Source organism: Paenibacillus enshidis, from assembly GCF_042136365.1.
Lineage (GTDB): Bacteria > Bacillota > Bacilli > Paenibacillales > Paenibacillaceae > Paenibacillus > Paenibacillus enshidis.
Genome location: NZ_JBHHMI010000008.1, coordinates 158,027 through 176,764, shown reverse-complemented (window position 1 = coordinate 176,764; position 18,738 = coordinate 158,027). Strand labels below are relative to the sequence as shown.

General features: G+C 48.9%; 19 protein-coding genes and 1 pseudogene. 4 read left to right on the top strand and 16 right to left on the bottom strand.

Annotated features, from left to right (window positions below; genetic code table 11):
* Positions 1-39 precede the first annotated feature (39 nt).
* Complete coding sequence (locus tag ACE41H_RS11890; protein ID WP_375355471.1) at positions 40-912, top strand: AraC family transcriptional regulator; 873 nt, start codon at positions 40-42, stop codon at positions 910-912.
* 95 nt (positions 913-1,007) lie between these two features.
* Here ACE41H_RS11890 and ACE41H_RS11885 read toward each other — a convergent pair whose 3' ends face one another.
* Together ACE41H_RS11885 and ACE41H_RS11880 are read right to left on the bottom strand one after the other, a co-directional pair.
* Positions 1,008-1,520, bottom strand: coding sequence for an SRPBCC domain-containing protein (locus tag ACE41H_RS11885; RefSeq protein ID WP_375355522.1), 513 nt, complete (start codon positions 1,518-1,520; stop codon positions 1,008-1,010).
* A gap of 22 nt (positions 1,521-1,542) precedes the next feature.
* The gene (locus ACE41H_RS11880; RefSeq protein ID WP_375355469.1) at positions 1,543-1,875 is read right to left on the bottom strand and encodes an ArsR/SmtB family transcription factor; all 333 of its coding nucleotides are present in this window, start codon (positions 1,873-1,875) and stop codon (positions 1,543-1,545) included.
* A gap of 130 nt (positions 1,876-2,005) precedes the next feature.
* On the opposite strand from ACE41H_RS11880, the pseudogene ACE41H_RS11875 reads away from it, so the two are divergent.
* Positions 2,006-2,143: pseudogene (locus ACE41H_RS11875) on the top strand (DUF2306 domain-containing protein); the annotation flags it as partial.
* A gap of 161 nt (positions 2,144-2,304) precedes the next feature.
* Here ACE41H_RS11875 and ACE41H_RS11870 read toward each other — a convergent pair.
* Positions 2,305-3,183 carry a hypothetical protein gene (locus ACE41H_RS11870; RefSeq protein WP_375355468.1) on the bottom strand — a complete coding sequence of 293 codons (879 nt, stop codon included), beginning with the start codon at positions 3,181-3,183 and terminating at the stop codon, positions 2,305-2,307.
* 236 nt (positions 3,184-3,419) lie between these two features.
* Here ACE41H_RS11870 and ACE41H_RS11865 point away from each other — a divergent pair, with 236 nt between their 5' ends.
* The gene (locus ACE41H_RS11865) at positions 3,420-4,361 is read left to right on the top strand and encodes a zinc-binding dehydrogenase (protein WP_375355467.1); all 942 of its coding nucleotides are present in this window, start codon (positions 3,420-3,422) and stop codon (positions 4,359-4,361) included.
* A 171-nt stretch (positions 4,362-4,532) separates the two neighbouring features.
* Here ACE41H_RS11865 and ACE41H_RS11860 read toward each other — a convergent pair whose 3' ends face one another.
* From ACE41H_RS11860 to ACE41H_RS11850, 3 genes are all read right to left on the bottom strand, one after another.
* Entirely contained in the window at positions 4,533-5,369 is an 837-nt protein-coding gene (locus ACE41H_RS11860) for an oxidoreductase (RefSeq protein ID WP_375355466.1), read from the bottom strand.
* Positions 5,370-5,533: 164 nt separating this feature from the next.
* Complete coding sequence (locus tag ACE41H_RS11855; protein WP_375355465.1) at positions 5,534-6,484, bottom strand: AraC family transcriptional regulator; 951 nt, start codon at positions 6,482-6,484, stop codon at positions 5,534-5,536.
* 86 nt (positions 6,485-6,570) lie between these two features.
* Positions 6,571-7,500, bottom strand: a complete 930-nt coding sequence (locus tag ACE41H_RS11850; protein WP_375355463.1) for an NAD(P)/FAD-dependent oxidoreductase — start codon at positions 7,498-7,500, stop codon at positions 6,571-6,573.
* A gap of 222 nt (positions 7,501-7,722) precedes the next feature.
* Here ACE41H_RS11850 and ACE41H_RS11845 point away from each other — a divergent pair, with 222 nt between their 5' ends.
* Positions 7,723-8,526, top strand: a complete 804-nt coding sequence (locus tag ACE41H_RS11845) for a MurR/RpiR family transcriptional regulator (protein WP_375355462.1) — start codon at positions 7,723-7,725, stop codon at positions 8,524-8,526.
* A 208-nt stretch (positions 8,527-8,734) separates the two neighbouring features.
* Here the strand turns inward: ACE41H_RS11845 and ACE41H_RS11840 are convergent, their stop codons facing one another.
* From ACE41H_RS11840 to ACE41H_RS11795, 10 genes are all read right to left on the bottom strand, one after another.
* Positions 8,735-9,454 carry an N-acetylmannosamine-6-phosphate 2-epimerase gene (locus ACE41H_RS11840; protein ID WP_375355461.1) on the bottom strand — a complete coding sequence of 240 codons (720 nt, stop codon included), beginning with the start codon at positions 9,452-9,454 and terminating at the stop codon, positions 8,735-8,737.
* Positions 9,455-9,459: 5 nt separating this feature from the next.
* Positions 9,460-11,028, bottom strand: a complete 1,569-nt coding sequence (locus ACE41H_RS11835; protein ID WP_375355460.1) for a PTS transporter subunit EIIC — start codon at positions 11,026-11,028, stop codon at positions 9,460-9,462.
* Between the two features lie 279 nt (positions 11,029-11,307).
* Positions 11,308-12,213: a phosphatidylinositol-specific phospholipase C gene (locus tag ACE41H_RS11830; RefSeq protein WP_375355459.1), complete on the bottom strand. Its 906-nt coding sequence runs from the start codon at positions 12,211-12,213 to the stop codon at positions 11,308-11,310.
* A 31-nt stretch (positions 12,214-12,244) separates the two neighbouring features.
* Positions 12,245-13,666 carry an extracellular solute-binding protein gene (locus tag ACE41H_RS11825; protein WP_375355458.1) on the bottom strand — a complete coding sequence of 474 codons (1,422 nt, stop codon included), beginning with the start codon at positions 13,664-13,666 and terminating at the stop codon, positions 12,245-12,247.
* Between the two features lie 61 nt (positions 13,667-13,727).
* Positions 13,728-14,573, bottom strand: a complete 846-nt coding sequence (locus tag ACE41H_RS11820) for a carbohydrate ABC transporter permease (RefSeq protein ID WP_375355456.1) — start codon at positions 14,571-14,573, stop codon at positions 13,728-13,730.
* 19 nt (positions 14,574-14,592) lie between these two features.
* On the bottom strand, positions 14,593-15,411 hold the full coding sequence (locus tag ACE41H_RS11815) for a carbohydrate ABC transporter permease (RefSeq protein WP_375355455.1): 819 nt from the start codon (positions 15,409-15,411) through the stop codon (positions 14,593-14,595).
* Positions 15,412-15,584: 173 nt separating this feature from the next.
* Positions 15,585-16,295 carry a glycerophosphodiester phosphodiesterase gene (locus ACE41H_RS11810; RefSeq protein WP_375355453.1) on the bottom strand — a complete coding sequence of 237 codons (711 nt, stop codon included), beginning with the start codon at positions 16,293-16,295 and terminating at the stop codon, positions 15,585-15,587.
* Between the two features lie 248 nt (positions 16,296-16,543).
* Complete coding sequence (locus ACE41H_RS11805) at positions 16,544-17,554, bottom strand: LacI family DNA-binding transcriptional regulator (RefSeq protein WP_375355452.1); 1,011 nt, start codon at positions 17,552-17,554, stop codon at positions 16,544-16,546.
* A 137-nt stretch (positions 17,555-17,691) separates the two neighbouring features.
* A complete protein-coding gene (locus tag ACE41H_RS11800) occupies positions 17,692-17,985 on the bottom strand; it encodes a DUF6809 family protein (RefSeq protein ID WP_375355450.1) in 294 nt (97 codons plus the stop codon).
* A gap of 334 nt (positions 17,986-18,319) precedes the next feature.
* The gene (locus ACE41H_RS11795) at positions 18,320-18,421 is read right to left on the bottom strand and encodes a putative holin-like toxin (RefSeq protein WP_375355449.1); all 102 of its coding nucleotides are present in this window, start codon (positions 18,419-18,421) and stop codon (positions 18,320-18,322) included.
* Positions 18,422-18,738 lie beyond the last annotated feature (317 nt).

Sequence of the window (18,738 nt, the reverse complement as noted above, 5' to 3'; positions counted from 1 at the left end):
TCGTTTTGCTACGATATCAACAGAAAGGAGGTCATGAATTTGGATGCATTAAAGCAGGTTAACCTTGCCATGAGCTATATTGAAGCCAACCTGGCTGGAGAAATCGATCTCAAGGAAGCCGCGAGGCTTGCCTGTTGCTCGGAATATCATTTCAAGCGCATGTTTTCATTCCTGGCTGGCTTATCCCTAAGCGAATATATCCGCCGCAGAAGGCTGACACTGGCAGCACTCGAGCTCCATAATTCGGAGCATGTCAAAATTATTGATCTTGCAATCAAATACGGCTATGATTCACCGGATTCGTTCTCAAGAGCTTTTCAGTCACTGCATGGCATTACTCCAACGGAAGCACGAAAGAAAGGCGCTGCTTTAAAGGCATTTCCGCCCATGACCTTCCAACTTACAATTAAGGGAGGCAACGAGATGGATTATCGGATCGTTGAGAGGGATGCTTTTCAAATTGCCGGCATCAAAAAGCAAATCACTCTGATTTATGAAGGTGTAAATCCGCAGATGGATGAGATGTGGGCCAGTCTGACGGAAAAAGACTTCACCGAACTGAAGCAGCTGTCCAATGTGGAGCCAAGAGGCATCATATGCGCCTCTGCCAATTTCACCGAGGGCCGGGCAGAAGGAACAGTGCTGGATCAATATATCGGAGTCGCTACATCGAACGAAGTCCCTCAGCGCTGGGAGGTACTGAACGTTCCTGCAGGCACCTGGGCTGTATTTACGGCCATCGGGCCGTTCCCGAAAGCTCTTCAGGACGTCTGGGCAAGAATATATGCCGAATGGTTCCCGACCTCCGGTTATGAAACAACAGAAGGACCCGAAATCCTATGGAATGAAAGCAAGGACACCAGCAGCCCGAGCTATAAAAGCGAAATTTGGGTACCTGTAACGAAGCCATAGACTGAACATCAACCAAATGCAAAACTGCGGAAGCCTTGTCATGATCAAGGTCTTCCGCAGTTTTGCTTCAAAATGCATGCTGTTCAATTTTAATACTACCGAATGGACACCACATATTCGGCGAGACGATCCCATGTTTCCGTCAAGCCTTGCTCCATGCCCATGTCGATCACAGTTTTAACCGCATCTGCAGATGAATACAGAGCCCGGTTAACGACCTTCGTTTTGCCGTCTTGCTCGATAAAGGTCAATGTGCTTTCCGTAGCGGGCAGATCGTCTGAGGTGTTGCCCTCGGCATCCGAGAAGTAGTCGGAATACACGATTTTCTCCCCATGCACGATCTCATGATATAATGCCTTGCCCCACGATTCAACTCCGTAAAAATCCCCCTGATTGGGATCCATACACTTCATGCAGTAATGCCACACCCCTCCGGGGCGAAAATCGATATTGCATACCGTCAGCTCCCAGCCGCGAGGACCCCACCAGTGCTTCAAATGCTCGGCCTCGGTGAATGCCTTGAATACAAGCTCACGCGGTGCGTCAAACGTGCGCTCCACAAATACTTCCTGTCCTTCTGTCCTGAAAATCATTGAACTTGCCATGATCATTTTCCTCCCTGAAATGAAATTATTCCTTCGATGGTTTATCCTTAGCCTGCAGTTCCTTCAAGTAACGTTCCAGATTGTCAAAGCGCTCATCCCAGAGTGCCTTATAGGTTTCAAGCCACTCATTCAATTCCTGGAACGGCTCCTGCTGAAGCCTGTAAATTCTGCGGTTCGCAACGACCCGGACGTCGACAAGGCCGGCATCCAGCAGGACGCGCAAGTGCTTAGAGGCCTGGGGCTGACGAATGCCCACCTGATCGGCAATTTCCCCCACGGTCAATGGACCGTTACGCAGCAGTTCCACGATATGCAGCCGGTTCGGCTCGGCCAGAGCACTAAATGTCGTTGTATCCATATCTTTGTTCCTTTCCGTGTTTTGGTTCGATCCACCTCATTTCGTTAATTATATCGTATTTGCAATATATCACAAAGGGAATATTCCTGTAAAGGAATATTTAATTGAATAAATTGCAATTGGCTTGGGGAATTTAATATGGCCGTTTGCAACCATTATGGCGCTTATACAGATCAAAAAGAAACAGATGATCCGCCACCGGAACTGGATGATCCGCAGTTACGCCTTTTGTTTCACGAATATGTTCATTCATCTCATTACCACCCTGTCATTCCTGAAATCATGATTAGAACCATCGGTCAACCTGAAGAAAAAATCGCTTAAGACAAACGGATTTCATTCCGTTTATGCCCTGGGCTAAATGAAATGCAACAGGGCCCGGACAATGGTTCGTCAGGGCCCTTTACTTTCGTTTCCTGGTCTTTCACATTAGACGAATTCACAATCAGCAGGACAACCCAAGTCCGCGAAAACTTTACGCGCGGCAGCATCGACCGGCAGAAAAACCTCAATTTGCGGATATACACGGCTGCCTGCGGAAATGGAAACCTGCCTGTAGCGAATGGGAACAAGCTCGCCGGAGCTTTCCATTCTGGCCAATGTAGTTTGCGTGTGCTCAAGCTTTTCCTCTGCATCCGGCATATTCAAATATTCGTCCACATTATATTTTTGAACTCTATAAAGCAATTTTTGATACCACACATCATAGCGGGACAGTAAATGCTCCCTCTTGAACGCGTTTATCCCGTTTATAGCGTGTGCCTCCCACTGTTCGAAAGACGCTTTGTCGAAAGTGGAGCGGGACCGGATAGGCAAATCAGGATTAAAATGAAAATCAATCCTGTTCATTAACCCGTCGTACGAACGGTCGTGAGGGATATCGAACAAGCGGCGAAAAGGCTCGTTAACCCCCTTGATGTCCTGTGTATGTGTTACGATCATGGAAGGAAAAGGAATGCTTCTCATCGTTTGCTGCGCCCACTCCAATGCACGCTCCAGCGCCCGACCCTCCAACTCGATCTGGATTGGAAGGTAACCGGCTGCCAAAAGCAGATCGTTGCGTTCGTCGGAAGCGCACTCAAGATACTCGGCGATGCTCATCATCGTCTGACGATCCGGTATACGGCGGGAACGTCCGACCAGGAGATTTTTATACGAAGGGAAAGCCTCGTCATTCAGCTCCTGTTGAGTGAACCGCTTCAAGGACGGATGTGGCCGATCCGCAAGCTGCCGCTGACGTTTCATCCGCAGGGCTTCAATCTCTCCCAATACGAGTTTAAGTCTTGAGTTCTCTGTTTGTATTTCCATCTTCCTCTCCCCTTCTTTTAAGATTTCAGAAAGTATAAACTTCTTGGTATAAGCTTCCTGAAATCGCAAGAAAAACTACTACTAAACGCGGTCTGGCTTCTTTGAATTACGTCGATAGACGTTTTTCTTACGAAGTGTAGTTCTGCACTTGGGCCGATCATTGAATTAAATTATACTCCTCAATGAAAACGAAAGTCATCTCATGACACACAACCAATTCATGGAGGAGATAACATATGATTCGTGCTATTACAGTTGATCCACTTGCTCCGTCATATTTGACGTTCAAGGAAGTTGACGCTCCACAAGCCCAGCCTTGGGAAGCGCTCGTACAGGTGAAAGCCGTCTCTCTCAATCGCGGTGAAGTGAAAGACGCCAAGGATCAGGAGGCTTCCTACCGCCCCGGCTGGGATTTCGCCGGGATTGTCATCGAGCCAGCCAAGAGCGGCACAGGTCCGCAAAAGGGGGCCCGGGTCGTCGGTTTGCTCCCGCTGGGCGCCTGGAGTGAGCAAGTTGCCGCTCCCATATCGATGCTGTCCGAAATTCCGGACGAGCTCACCTTTGCGGAGGCGGCAACCCTGCCCGTATCCGGCCTGACGGCGCTTAATGCGCTGCGAAAAGGCGGCATGCTGCTCGGCAAGCGCATTTTCATTACAGGCTCTACCGGCGGTGTCGGGCTGTTCGCCCATCAGCTTGCGGCCCAGTCCGGCGCGTTCGTCGTAGGTACAGCAAGCACGGAGGAGAAGGCCAAGCTTGTCCGGGAGGCCGGAGCCGACGAAGTGATCGTCGGATATTCCGAAATTTCATCAGTCGGCAAATTCGGGCCCTATGATCTGATCATCGATTCGGTAGGCGGCGATACGCTGGCTGCTCTGCTGCCACAGCTTGCGCCGCAGGGCATCTGCGTCGCGGTGGGATTTTCCTCTTCAAATACGGCGACGATCGATATGATGAATATGGTAACCAGCGGAGGAAGAACCTTGTACAGCTTCTTTCTCGGTGAGGAGCTCACTCGTCAATCTGCCGCGGACGATCTAGGCTTGCTGGCCCGCTTGGTCGCAGACGGCCGTCTAATGCCACGGATTGAAGTGGAGGCGCCTTGGACCGAAATTGACACCGTCGCCCAAAGTCTGATAGAGCGGAAATTCTCCGGCAAAGCCGTGCTCCACATAGGTTGATTGTAAAGCTATGTAACAATGATGCCTGGAATCCAAAAACGGATCTGCAAAAGAACCAGCGGTGCTCCCTGACTCGAAACGAGTCTTGGCTGCCGCTGGTTTTCAATGAACTGAGGAGTTGCACCTCTACGTTCGGTATAGTAATGCGTCCCGCTTCAATATTCACACAGCTTATTCCCCTGAAAAATCCGTTGAAATCGTGACCTCTGCCCACTGCTCTGCCTCGGCTGCACGGGATCGGGACGATTCCCGGGCGAGCTTGAGCGCATCCGAACCGAGGAGCAAGCGCAAAGGCGGTTGTTCCAGATCGGCAATATCCGCTATGGCCTTCGCGGCACGAGCGGGGTCTCCGGGCATCTTCCCGTCGATTTCTCTGCGGTAACGATGTATCTTGCCCACGGTCTCCTCATAATCCTCACCCACTTCCCTTATTTGCATGGACGAGCCGCCCCAATCCGTGCGGAAACCTCCTGGTTCGATAATGCTCACTTTAATCCCAAGCGGCTTCACCTCATTGGTTAACACTTCTGAAAAACCTTCTACGGCAAACTTCGCCGCTTGATAAGCGCTGAGTCCGGGCGAGCCCCCAACCCGGCCACCTATCGAGGAAATTTGTATAATGTGGCCGGAGCGCTGCTTACGCATAACCGGAAGAGCAGCCTTCGTCATATGGGCAACGCCAAAAAAATTCGTGTCAAATTGAGCTCGCAAATCTTCCTCTTCCGTTTCTTCAATCGGTGAACTGTTGGCATATCCGGCATTGTTCACAAGCACATCCAGGACGCCAAACGTATCGATGGCTTGCTGTACCGCCGCTTCCACCTGCTCTGTATCGGTAACATCCAAAGCGACAGGAAGAATGCGGGCACCATACTTCACTGTCAAATCGTTCAATTGCTCCGGCCGACGCGCCCCTGCAACAACTTGATCCCCCCGTTGCAAAACTTCTTCAACCAGATTTCTTCCAATTCCGCGAGAGCTGCCTGTAATCAACCAAACCTTCCCCATATTATCTAAAACCTCCTTCAAATTGTTCAAAGCTATTATCCAGCAAACTATCAATTGAAAGTAGGTCATTCCTGCCCTATGTTTGCCTAATACTGCAATCCAACATTCCCGTACAAAAGCAGCGAGCCCCCAGGAAATCCTGGAAGCTCGCTGCTTGTTTGGGCCTATGTGTTTTTTCGTATCTCATGGATATCTTTTAGCGGCGGCAGACCAAAAATCCGCCGGTATTCCCTATTAAACTGCGTTGGGCTTTCATAACCGACTTCCCGCGCTGCCGTGGTCGCATCCGTGGCTCCACTCAGCATAAGACGCCTTGCCTCCTGAAGGCGAAGACTTTTTTGATACCGCAGCGGCCCCATAGTGGTGACTGCCTTAAATTTGTGATGCAGCCCCGAGACGCTCATATTGCACATTTTGGCCAGTTCGGCAATAGTGAATGATTGAGTGTAATTCTCCCTGATCCAGGTAATGGCTTTGCCTACTCCTTCAGACTGTTGATCAAAAAAGGCTTGCTGAAGAAACAAATAGCCATAGTCGCCTGTTAATAAATGAAAGATCATTTCCCGTTTGATCAGGCCAGACAGAAACGGGACATTTTGCGGTTCGTCCAGCAGCTTCAACAGCCGGATAAATGCATCCTGCAGATTGGAATTGCTTTTCCCGATAAAGGCCGCCCGGTTCCATTTTTTATTTTTCAGCTTGGCATGAATTCCGGCTTCCATGATAACGGAAGCGATCTCTTGCATCGACAGATCGATACGCAGACCAATATACGGGGATCTCTCTTGAGCACTTACGGTTTGTCCGGATGCAGGCATATCAATTAAAGAGGCCAAGTAATCGCCCGCTCCATAATAAATGATCTCTTCACCAAGATAAAGTTTTTTAGTCCCTTGCAAAATAAGACAAAAAGAAGGGGCCAACACGCTTTGCGTCAGCATCGTCGGCCGGCTGTGCTTATAGATTGAAAGAAACGGAATGATCGTTTGGTTGCGGCCCTCTGGAAACGCTCTTCTATCAACCATCATGAGCAATTGGTCCAACAAATTCAGACCGGATGGACCAGGCTCCGCAAAGTCAAGTGCGACAATCCCTTCCTGCTTGTTCTCCAACATGGATTCACCTCGATTTTTAATCAGGCCCCTGAATCAATTATGTCACTTTCAGGTTCTGATTTAAACCGTCGGAATCGTTCATGTCGTTAGCCTTCTCGCTTCCAGGCCTCCGTATTCAGTTCACTGTTGATCATCGCGGCAGCAAGTGAGCCCATAGAGGCGGCAGCAATAGCCTGATTGAATCGCGATGATACATCTCCAGCGCTATAAACGCCCGGAACGGTCGTTTTGCCGAATTCATCGACGACCACGATTCCCGCTTCCGTCATATCACATCCGATGGCTCGCGGCAATTCCGAACCTGTAACCAGATCAGGTTTAAAAAAGATCCCTCTGCATGGAATGGCCGTCCCATCTTCGAGAATAACCTGTTGCACGATCCCGTCCTGTGCATCGATATGTCGGATTGGCGAGTCAAACACAGGCACTTGATGCCGCTGAAGCTCCTCGCGCTGCGCATCTGTCAGCTCGTCAGGGCCGTTCGTGCAGAAGGTGAAATTGCTCGTCCATCCGGAAATCAATGGGGCGAAGTGCATAATATCTGCCCCCTTATTAATGATGACAAGCGGCTGATCCCTTAACTCCCAGCCGTCGCAATACGGGCAGACGAAGGCGCTTTTCCCATAAACCTCCTTCAGTCCCGGAATATCCAGCGGCCGATCCTTCATTCCAACGGCAAACAGCAGCTTTTTACTTGCAAAGGTTGTTCCTTGCGCAGTCGTAATTTGAAACTGACCATCCCCTCCTGCAATCGACACGGCCGTATCCTCAACCAAAGATACAGAAGGATAAGCGCTAATCTGTTCCTTCGCAATTCGCCGAAACTCACCAGGGCTTATTCCGTCGCGGGTGAGGAACCCGTGGGCCTCGCGGGTCACGGCATTGCGTGGACGGCCTTCATCGATCACCGCCACATTTTTTCTTGCCCGTCCCAGTACGAGAGCGGCGTTCAACCCTGCCGGGCCGCCGCCAATAATTGCTACATCGAGAAGTTGTTTTTTCGTTTGTTTTTCCATCTTTTCAAACCACCTTAATAGATATTTTATATCCACAATTAGAATAAAAAATAGCTCTTTTATAACTAATAAGGACCCTTAATATCTATAATAAACAACTCCACTGCAATTTGCAACGTTTGTTTGCCTTCGATCCGCCAAAAGCGCATCCAGTTTTGTTTTCAAATAAACAGACTGTTAAAATGGAAGTATAGAATCCTAATGGAAATGAGGCTTTTTGTGATGTCGTCCAGTATCATAGACGTACTGCAGCTTGAATATCAACGATTTTCAGCCAAGGAAAAAGAGATTGCTGATTACGTGATGCGAAATCGGCAATCTATTAACAATATCAATATTAAGGATTTGGCTTCATATACAAATGCGTCAACGTCAACCATTACCCGTTTTTGCAAGAAAGTGGGCTGCGATACGTTTGTCGATTTCAAAATCCGGCTGAACCGCGAGACCCAAAAGCCCCGCAATGATACGGATTTTTTTATCAAAACGCAAAATCTGTACAATGATATCATAAATGCCACAGCCGAAATGCTGGATACGGAAAGAATTAAAGAAGTCGTTGAACTGATTAAGGCCTCCCGCAGAACCTATGTTTACGGACTGGGCAGCTCCGGTCTCTCCGCTCTGGAATTTAAATACAGACTCACCCGTATGAATCTTGTGGTCGATGCTGTGACAGATTCACATATGATGACGATGAGCGCCTCCCTGCTCGGGAACGATGATCTTGTGATTGGATTGTCCAATTCGGGACGTACAACAGAGGTGAGTCAGGCGTTAAATCAGGCTAAAAAAAGAGGCGCCAAAATCATCGGAATCACTAACTTTGACCATACCCCTCTATCCGAGGTTTCGGATATTTGTCTGTTCACCCCGGAAATCGGACGATCGGGCGATGTGAATTTTATCAACAGCCAGCTTGCCATCATTTATATTTTGGACGTCATGTCTCTGCTCCTCCTTGAAGACGAGAATTTATTAAAGGCACGGCAGCAAACGCTGCTGGCGCTGTATTCAACGGAATAGAGCGGGCAGTCTCTGCGAGCAACGCTCCAAGAACGAAGCATTCCTCCCATCGCTGTTGACCCTCCGGGCCAAAGGAGACCGCTGCCCTTTTCCGGAATTGCTTCGTTCTTTCCGCTGCTTCGAGTATCCCCCCACTTCTAAATAAAAAGAAGAGCGAGTATTGGTGTGAAATTCGACACCAATACTCGCTTGATTAAGCTCAACAGTATTATTTTTTAGAGGATTCCGAATGCTTTAATTTTGCAATCTCCGCTACAAAACGTTCCGTAATCTGCTGCGGACGGGTGATGGCTCCGCCAACAACAACACAATATACGCCAGCTTGCAGGCAGCTTCCCGCCATCTCAGGTGTCATGATATTGCCTTCCGCCACAACGGGAGTCTTTACATGGGACACGATATCTTTTAATATGGCAAAATCATGATCATACAGTTTACTTCCGGCTGTCTCCTCTGTGTACCCGACCAAAGTAGAAGATATCAAATCAAAACCAAGCTGTTCCGCATAAACCGCCTCTTCTGTGGTCGAGATGTCTGCCATCAACAGAAGCTGTGGATACTTGCCGCGAATCTCGCTGACAAGCTCCTTCAATGTCTTGCCATCCGGTCTTGGACGCAGCGTTGCGTCCAATGCCACGATCTCCGCTCCAACTTCAGCCAACTCGTCGATTTCACGCATCGTTGGTGTGATGAACACCGGATTGGTTCCATAGTTTCTTTTTACAATTCCGATGACAGGCAGGTTAACCTGCTCCTTAATTTCTTTGATATCAACCGCCGTATTGGCACGAATACCAATAGCCCCGCCTTCTTTGGCCGCAACAGCCATTCTGCCCATAATATACGAACTGTGAAGGGGTTCATGCTCCAATGCTTGACATGATACAACGAGGCCGCCCTTTAATCCCAAACTATTCAAATCATTCATTGCCACTACTCCGTTTCCAAATATTCTTCAATTTCATTCTTGATTACCGTAACCTGTGGTCCATAAATCACCTGTACTCCGTTGCCGACAAATACGACACCTTTGGCTCCTGTAGCTGCAAAGGCATCCTTTTGCACCTTATCCTTGTCGATGACGGAAACCCGCAGCCGCGTAGCGCAGCAATCGAGGTCTGTAATATTGTCCGCGCCGCCAAGCGCGTTCAATATGGCGACCGATCTGGACTCTCCCGCCGGTGATGAAGTACCTCTGTTACTTGGAGCTGCTGCCCCCGGATCTGGTGCTGCTTCATCTTCACGCCCTGTTGTCTTCAAATTCAGTTTAACGATCAAAATGCGGAATGTGAAGTAATACAGGAAGAACCATAGGACACCGATCACCGGCACCAGCATCCAGTTGGTTTTCTCATTGCCCTGCAGAATTCCAAACAGGATAAAGTCAATTAATCCGCCGGAGAACGTCTGCCCGATTGTAATTTCGAAAATGTGCGCCAGCATAAAAGCAAACCCGTCAAATGCGGCATGAATCACATACAGGATCGGAGCTACGAACAAGAAAGAAAATTCCAAAGGCTCAGTAATCCCTGTCAAAAATGAAGTGAGCGCGGCAGACAGCATCAATCCGCCAACCACTTTTTTACGTTCAGGCTTGGCCGTGTGATAAATAGCCAGTGCTGCACCCAGTAAACCAAACATCATGGTGATAAAACGGCCTGACATGAATCTGGATGTGCCGATAAAGTACTTCTCAGTAGCGGGGTCCCCCAATTGCGCAAAAAAGATGTTTTGCGTTCCTTCGTATACTTTGCCCGCTACTTCCATCGTGCCTCCCAGGCCGGTTTGCCAGAAAGGAAGGTAGAAAATGTGATGCAACCCCAGCGGACCAAGCATACGCAAGAAAAATCCGTAAAACAGCGTCCCGATATAACCTGTTTTGTCAACGAGACTGCCGAGGCTTGCTATACCGATTTGGATGGTCGGCCAGATTAAAAATAAAGCAATGCCGATGAAGATCGCCGCAAAGGACGAAACAATCGGAATAAATCGCGAACCGCCGAAAAAACCAAGAAACTGGGGAAGCTCGATTTTATTGTACCGATTATGCAGCCACGCCGTGACCAACCCGACAACAATACCTCCCAGGACCCCTGTCTGCAAGGTTTGAATTCCCAGTACCATGCCCTGTCCCGCGCCAGCCAGGTTGTCCGTGACCAGCTTTCCGGTATTGATCAACATCGCATGGATTGAGGCATTCATAACCAGATAGGACAGACCCGCTGCCAAACCGGCTGTTCCTTTATCCGCTCTTGCCATGCCCACGGCAACACCGATGGCGAAGATCAAGGCGAGATTATCGAACACAATGCTGCCTGCGCTGCTCATCACGGTAAAAATTTGCTGCAGCCAGGTGATTTGCAAAAGCGGATACGAGTTGATCGTATTGGGATTCGATAATGCGCCCCCGATGCCTAACAAAAGACCGGCAGCTGGCAGTACCGCAATGGGCAGCATGAAGGACTTGCCGAATTTCTGCGCCTTCTCAAAGTATCGTTTCATGAGGACCACCCTTCTAAATCTATTTTCATTCACATAATAAATTTGAAAATAGTTTTCGTCAAGGGGAATATAAATCGCTTTCATGGCGTGTGAGATATTAGCGAAGATTGAGGCCCCAGAAAAGAAAAAAAGCTCCTACACCATTCTGGATATTTATAAAGCACGTGGACTACGCTTCACCAATTGTCAATTCGTTATAGAAGGAAGCGGAACTCTCCTGCGCCAAGAAGACGGCGAATCAAATTCACCGTCCTCTGCTTGTTCTATATATGTTGCGAATTAAAAATTAGTTGCAATAATCTTCGAAGCAAGTTCGCTTGTCATAAAATCCATCGCGGAAACACCGAAGCGGCCGCTCGTGTTCGTGGTAAAGAATTGATTGACCTTTGGATTGATCTCGTCCGAAATCGCTCGAATGTTCGGAATGCCGAACAAGGCCGGGCTGTACCCGCTTGTGAAGTTAATGTATAACATCGATGGATTGGACGAATTCGCTTCGTTGTATTTGTTCTGAATATCCGTCCACTTCTTGTTTCGGTCCGTTACTTTGTAATAATCCTGGATGTTCAAGTCGGCTGCATTATGGATTTCGAAAGAGGTATTGTCTTTCCAAGCCGTTGCATCAATGCCTTTCGGAAGCTGATCTGCCGCAAATCTTCGAAGAAGCACGATCTTGCCCCTGGCCTCGCCTAGAGTAGGGATGTGATCCGTCATCAACCATTTGTTCGGATTTTTATTAACGTACCACTTAAAGGTCTCCTCATAGGAACGTGTATTTTCGGCGGCGGTATGTTCCTGTTTCACGCTCATGATCACGGTTTCCGTCGGGTTGTTATTCAGGAACGAAATCACGGCATTCAAGACGCCGTCAAAGTTTTGATTCTGATACACCGCACCGTGGTGAATCGTGAAGGCGTCCTTGAAATGTCTCGTACGAATATCCAGATAGCGGACCCCACTGGACAACTGCTCTGCAATCGTGAGATCCTGCGTCTTGGCCGTACCGTAAACCGACTCGTACATCGCACCGGAATCATGTGTTCCCGGGATCGAGAGAGCGGATAGCGCGGTCTGATCGCTAATCTCCCCCATCCAATTGGAATTGCTGTAAGCCATGGATGTGTTCGCCAAAGACGTGACACACACAACAACGACGGCAACAAACAGAAGAGCTTTCTTAAACATTTTTGTACCACCTTGCCTCTCAATGGATTTATTATTGCTGACCTTCCAGCCAACTCTCCGTCTCTTCCTGCGCTCTCTTCATTCCTTCGGCAGGCGACAATTCACCTAACAAAATGCGCTCTACGTTCTCCGACAAAATATAACGCGGTTGTCCGGAACGATAAGGATAGCGGGGCGCCCACAGTTGGCTCATTTGTTTGAGAATAATGTCCATCTGCGGCTCTGCCTTCACACTTTCCCAATCTGCCGCTGCCTTAAGGACAGGCATACTCTGGGAGCGCTGTTCTTCCCACATGTATTTCTGAAAAACTTCGCTTCCGCTAAACTTCAGCCATTCCCAGGCAAGATCCTTGTTCTGGCTTGTTGTACCGATGGCAAACGGGCTTCCCGCAAACATGCCGCCCATTCCTTTCTCGGAATGCTTGAAGAGAAGCGTCGCCTGGTAACGGTCTTGCGTGCCGAATGTTTTGATGCTGTCGATGAAGCCGGGTGCTACGCGCAAGTTGATGGCGACATTGTTGTTATCCTTCAAGAAGTTCTCGCTCCCTTGGTCCACAAGCACACCCTCCGGAGCATACTGGCTCGCTTCCTTCAGCCATTCCGCCGCCTCGATCATCGTCGGCGAAGCGAATTCCACCTTCATGCCTTTCCACAAGAACCCGGTTCCCCACTGACCGCCAAGCGATTCGTTGACGTTCATGACAGTATCTGCGGCATCCTTTCCATTAAAGGTCAACCCATAGTTTTGTTCACCGGTTTTCGGGTTGTTTCCCGTCATCTTCGCCGCTTTTTCCAGCACCTCATCGATCGTTGGCGATTCGGACAAATATTCGACACCCCAATCGTCGAAAAGCTGCTTATCATACACAAGGACACGCGCATCGCCGATGAACGGCAAACTGTAAATTTCCGGCTCCTGGTCGTTCGGCCCCATCGCTCTCCAGCCGTCCACCTGACCGTTCAGATAAATACCCAGATCGAATTTGTCTTTTTCAATATAAGGCTGAAGCGGCTCCAGCAGTCCTTGTTCCGCGAACGTAGCGATTCCGGGCACTTGGTATACGTCAGCTGCGCCAGACTGGAGCATCGTCTGTGTCTTCTCGTTGTAGCTATCCCATCCCATAAGCACGAATTCGACCGTCACGCCGGGATGCTGTTTTTCAAACTCTTCTTTCAATACATGAACCCCTTTAGATGTCACTCCCGTGACAGGGTCCGTCGTGTCCTCAAAGGAGAAGCTTCCGATCAATTGCACCTTCACTGTTCCCGACAGTTCCTGCTCAGATGAACTCCCCGGTTCGGATGAGGAGTTCTGCGATTCGGATGCCGAACCGGCAGACTTGTTGTTCGATGCGCTCGTATCGGCGCTGTTTGTCCCGCTGCATGCGCTGAGTATGGCCATAACTATGAAGAACAGAGCAACGGCGCTAAACCTGGATTTTCCTTTGAACATCGTGATTCCTCCATAGATTTAAGTATTTACCTGCACTTTCTCCCTTTCTTCCCCCGCCCCATCACTCTCCTTTCAAGCCACTTAATGCAATGCTTCGAATGATATATTTTTGGAAAAACAGGAACACCAGCAGCATAGGCAAGATGCTCATCGCCGCCAGCACCATCGTAACCCCGGCGAGCCGGCCGCCGTTCTCCGTGGAGAAACTGGACAGGAACAACGGCACAGTCTTCAGATCCTGGTCGTTAATGACAACAAGCGGCCATATGAACGAATTCCAGCTGTCTTGAAAAGACAGGATTGAAAGCGTTGCCGTAATCGGGCCGGTCAGCGGTGCGAAGATGTAGAAGAACGTCTTGAATTCACCGGCACCGTCCATTTTGGCGGATTCCCTCAGCCCCTCCGGAAGCTGATCGAAATATTGCTTCGCCAGCACAAGACCGAGCGCATTAACGATCGAAGGAAGGATGAGCGGGTACTTCGTATTGATGAGACCTATATCGTTGAACATTGTAAACATCGGGATGAGCCGCGTTTCGAACGGAATCATCATCGTTGCCAGCACTGCAAAGAATAACAATTTCTTTCCCTTAAAGTTACCTCGTGAGAATGCATATCCGCCAAGCAATGCGGAACTGACGCTAAGAACGACGCAAAAGACGGCGATGACGATCGAATTCCAATAGGCCAGAAGCAATTTGTTATTCTCGAATACAAGTCCGTAATGAAACCACGAGAACTGCTTGGGGATAAGCCGTGGCGGGAATGGCATCGCAACGTTCGCCGTTTGCTCCAGACTGACGCTGATCATCCAGACGAACGGATAGATCATAGTGAAGCCAGTGGCTACCAGCAGCAGGAAAACCATGGCGTTCAAGATTTTCTGCCTATCCTTCATGCGAATCATATTGGATCACTCGTCCTTCCTAGATTTTTATGCGCAACAACTTGGTATTGAAATACGTGAAGATCAGAATAAGCACGAATAAAATATAGGCTGCGGCCGATGCAATACCGTACTCATGGCCGCCGAAACCGCGCTCGAATATGAATCCGACGACCGTATACAGCGACCGGGCCGGGCTACCTTGCAGCCCACCGAGCATGTACGCATCGGAGAAACGCTGCAGTCCTCCGATCCAGCCGAGGATGAACAGGATGGTCAGACTTCCAAGCATATTGGGCAGAGTGATCCGCCACCATTGCTGCAACGGCGAAGCGCCATCGATCGATGCCGCCTCATAGTATTCAATCGGGATCGCTTGCAAGTTCGCCAGATTAATAATGATAACGAAGCCAAGCCAGTGCCACACAGCCAGGATCACTGCTCCCCATTTGGCCGAGACGGGCTGTGACAGCCACACGACCTTCTCAAATCCGAGCAGCTCAGCAACATAATTCAACGGCCCATCTGGATGAAGGATCGCGAGGAACACCGTTGCCGCCGCCACCATCGAGGTTGCATTCGGAATATAGAACAACACCTTGAAAAAATACGAAGCCCGCCGCAAGCTATTAATCAGACAAGCGATTAGAAAACCGATCGGAATCGCGATCAGAAGTTGAAAAATCGTGATGTAGATCGTGTTGTAGACCGCGTACCAGAACGTCCCCGAGGTGAGCACGTCCGCGTAGTTCTGAATTCCGACGAACCGTTCCTCCGCCCCCCGCATGAAGCTGAGCCGCAGCGACTCGATCAAAGGATAAAGGGTAAAAATCAAAATGCCGAGCAATGTTGGGAGCAAAAATACATACCATACAGCATGCGATTCCCGTCTCGAGGCGCTCCTCCATCTTCCGAACGCCTTAGCTTTTGATTGTCTTGCATTCACCTGCAACATGATTGTCGGACAACACTTCGGCTGTCCTCCTCCCTTCTATCATGGAATCAGACAATATGGTATCGATACCATATTTGTCAAAGAAAATAGGCATCATCCGACGACCAACGCTTCGCTAGCTCCATGCAGGCGGATACGTCCATAACGGACACCGCGTCTACCCCCATGTCAACATACCTGCGGAGCAACGCCCCGTTCGCCGGCAGCGTATAAATCCAGACGAGCAAGCCGCGCTGTGCCGCATGCTTGATCAATGCTTCGCGGCACGATTCGTAATGGGCGTTCACCCCCTCAAAACCTGCTTGCTTCACCTGTTCGCAATATCGCCGGATATCCGCATCGTAATCGTCATCAGATGTGCTTAGCGGGATGTGTGGCAAATTCCATACGACATGCTTTGCCCGGATGCCATGTGCAAGATGGTCGGTAACACCCGTAAAGTACACTTGACTCCAGGCGTCCAGTCGGTCCACGACCTTCGCTGCGGCTTCATAAGCTTCGGGTGTCTTCAAATCCAGGTTGAATTGAATACGCTTATTGAGGAACTGTCTCAATACGGTTTCCAGCTTCTCGACCGGATCGTGTTCGGCACCCATCCATTCCGTATATGTGTAGAGCGAGACATCAGGTTCATCATCATGATAAAGCACCGCTGCGCCGTCCTTCGTCGCGCGAACGTCCACCTCCAGCATGTCGGCGCCTGCATCGAAGCCGGCTTGACAAGATTCTGCCGTGTTGTAAGGGGTTCCTTCGCAGCCGGTATGCGCGATGATCTGATAGCGTTTCATTGTGCCAACTCTCCTTCTCCAGTCAATTCTACTCCAGTTCCAGTGATCTCCTCCGCGATCAACAGTTCGTCCATCGTACGTTCCACCCTCTACAACATTGATATGGTATCGTTACCAGAAATGATTCTGTGTACATTCTAGTTGGCTTATGTAAAATCTATTGCTATTTTTTGTTTGACATTATGTAAATTGCACAAAACGAAAAAAAAATCACCCCTTCGGGTGACATAGATTGTTCTCTGGAAACACTACATTAACGCTCGACTACTTTCACGTACGACGAGTCGATGCTGCAATATAATATCCGAATCGAACGTGAACTCCGGGTGTACGATCAATTGATGCATATAGTCGACCGACTTCCTTCCAAGTTCCTCCACCGGTTGCTCCATTGAGGTAATCGCAGGGCGAACCAACTCCGTTATCCGACTCCCGTCAAAACCGACGATGGAGATATCTTCCGGCACCTGCAGTCCGTAATCCAGCGCACAATTGAGCGCCCCAACGGCCATATCGTCACTGGCTGCAAATACGACCGTCGGCAACTCATCTTGTCGAATGATTTCCTGCATCAGCCTGCGCCCTGAAGGCAGCTTGTAATCGCCGAATTTGACGAATCGTTCGTCCGGCTCCAGCCCATGCTTCTTCATCGCATCAAGAAATCCGCGATACCGATTCAATCCGGAAGTAATGTCATCCAAATCACCGCCGAGATAAGCAACGTTTACATGCCCTGTCTGAATAAGATGCTCCGTCATGTCGAAAGCGGCTTGATAATCGTCGATCATCACTGACAAGTGTGCGGATGACGGAGCTTTCACACTGGAAAACAAAATCGGCATCGAGGCGCCCGCAAAAAAATCAAGAATGCGGTTATCAAACTTCTGATGCATTACAATGATGCCATCGACCCTCATGTTTTGAAAAATTCGCAAGTACTTCAGTTCTTTCTCCATGCTCTCCGCGATGTTGCCAACAAGCAGATTATATCCTTTCGCACTTGCGGTTTCCTCGATGTTGCTTAAGATCGTGGAAGAAAATTGATTCGTCAAATCAGGAACAATGATGCCAATGATACTCGTCTTCTGCGACTTCAAGCTGCGCGCGATGTGACTCGGCGAATAATTGAGCTCTTCAATGACCCGATTGACCTTCTCGAGCAGCGCCTTGCTCACATACTTCTCACCGTTCAACACCCTGGACACACTGGTAACAGACACACCGGCTCTTCGCGCGACGTCTTTAATGCTTGCTCCCACCTTGCCACCCCTTAACCGATTACGTTCCTACAATTACGATATGATACGTCCGTCCATTCGTCAACTTTCATGATGGGCGAGAAAGACCGACGAAATTCAAGAGCGCCAAAAAAGGTTTGGCGTAACGTTACGCCCTCCTAACTTCCGCCCATAACATCAGGTTTGCCCCCTCTGAACACCTCAACCATTACCAAAGCTCCCATTCTAAATCCCTGGACAAAAGCTTCACTTGCAAGCATCGAATTAGATTCATCATTCAAATCCAATATTTGCTCAAGAGCTGCAAAATCCCTCTCCGAAAACCTCTGTTTGAGCTCCTCCATGGATTCAGTAATTTTTCTATTAAGTGGGCGATATTCGGGATCTGTGGGAAACATCCCCTCTGCAGGGTCCAGGTTGCCTCTGTAAAGTTCCTCCAAGATACTTTTCATTTCACACTTCCCCTTTAAGAAAATTATGTAAAAAGCCGTGTACAGTCGTTTATCACTTAAGCTAAGTTTAAGCTATGTGAAAACAATATAGTGAGTTTTATGCATTTTTCGCATAAAATCTACTTGTGAGTGGATATTTTCTCTCCAAATGAATGTATAATAAGCCAACCGTATCCAAAGAAATATATATAATTACACAGCAATCCGTTGAATTGTATAATTTCATTGTGGTAACATAAGAATAGAAAAAGGGATCGGCTGCAACCGATCCCCTTGTACAACCACCGCTAAAAGAGCGGGCAGCCATGGAAAGAACTCAAAAGAAATGAGCCGTTTACCTTGCCAGGGCGGCTCGTTTCCGTTTATCGAAAGACAGCACGGCAATTACAAACATGCCGAATGCAAGCATCAAGTATAATGCTTCAAAAACTGTCATAGCCTCACCTCCCTTCCGGGAGATTTGGCTGCCGCCCTGTTAGCTGATATGTTGTACAAGGCAGATTATACCACAATAAGCCCCGGGCAGTCAGTCCCGAGGCTATTTATTTATGTAGTTATTTGGCGTTTCGTTTAACCTTCGCATCTGCCTTTACGTTCAATGTCATCCAGAACTTTTCCAAAACTCATCACGGATACATCTCCTTCGCATTCTGGATTAGTTCCTGTAAATTCAGCTCATCCGCCGACATTTGTTCTCTCGAAATAATCCGCCATTCACTGTCCCTGCTTGCCCACCTTATCTATTACTTCCAC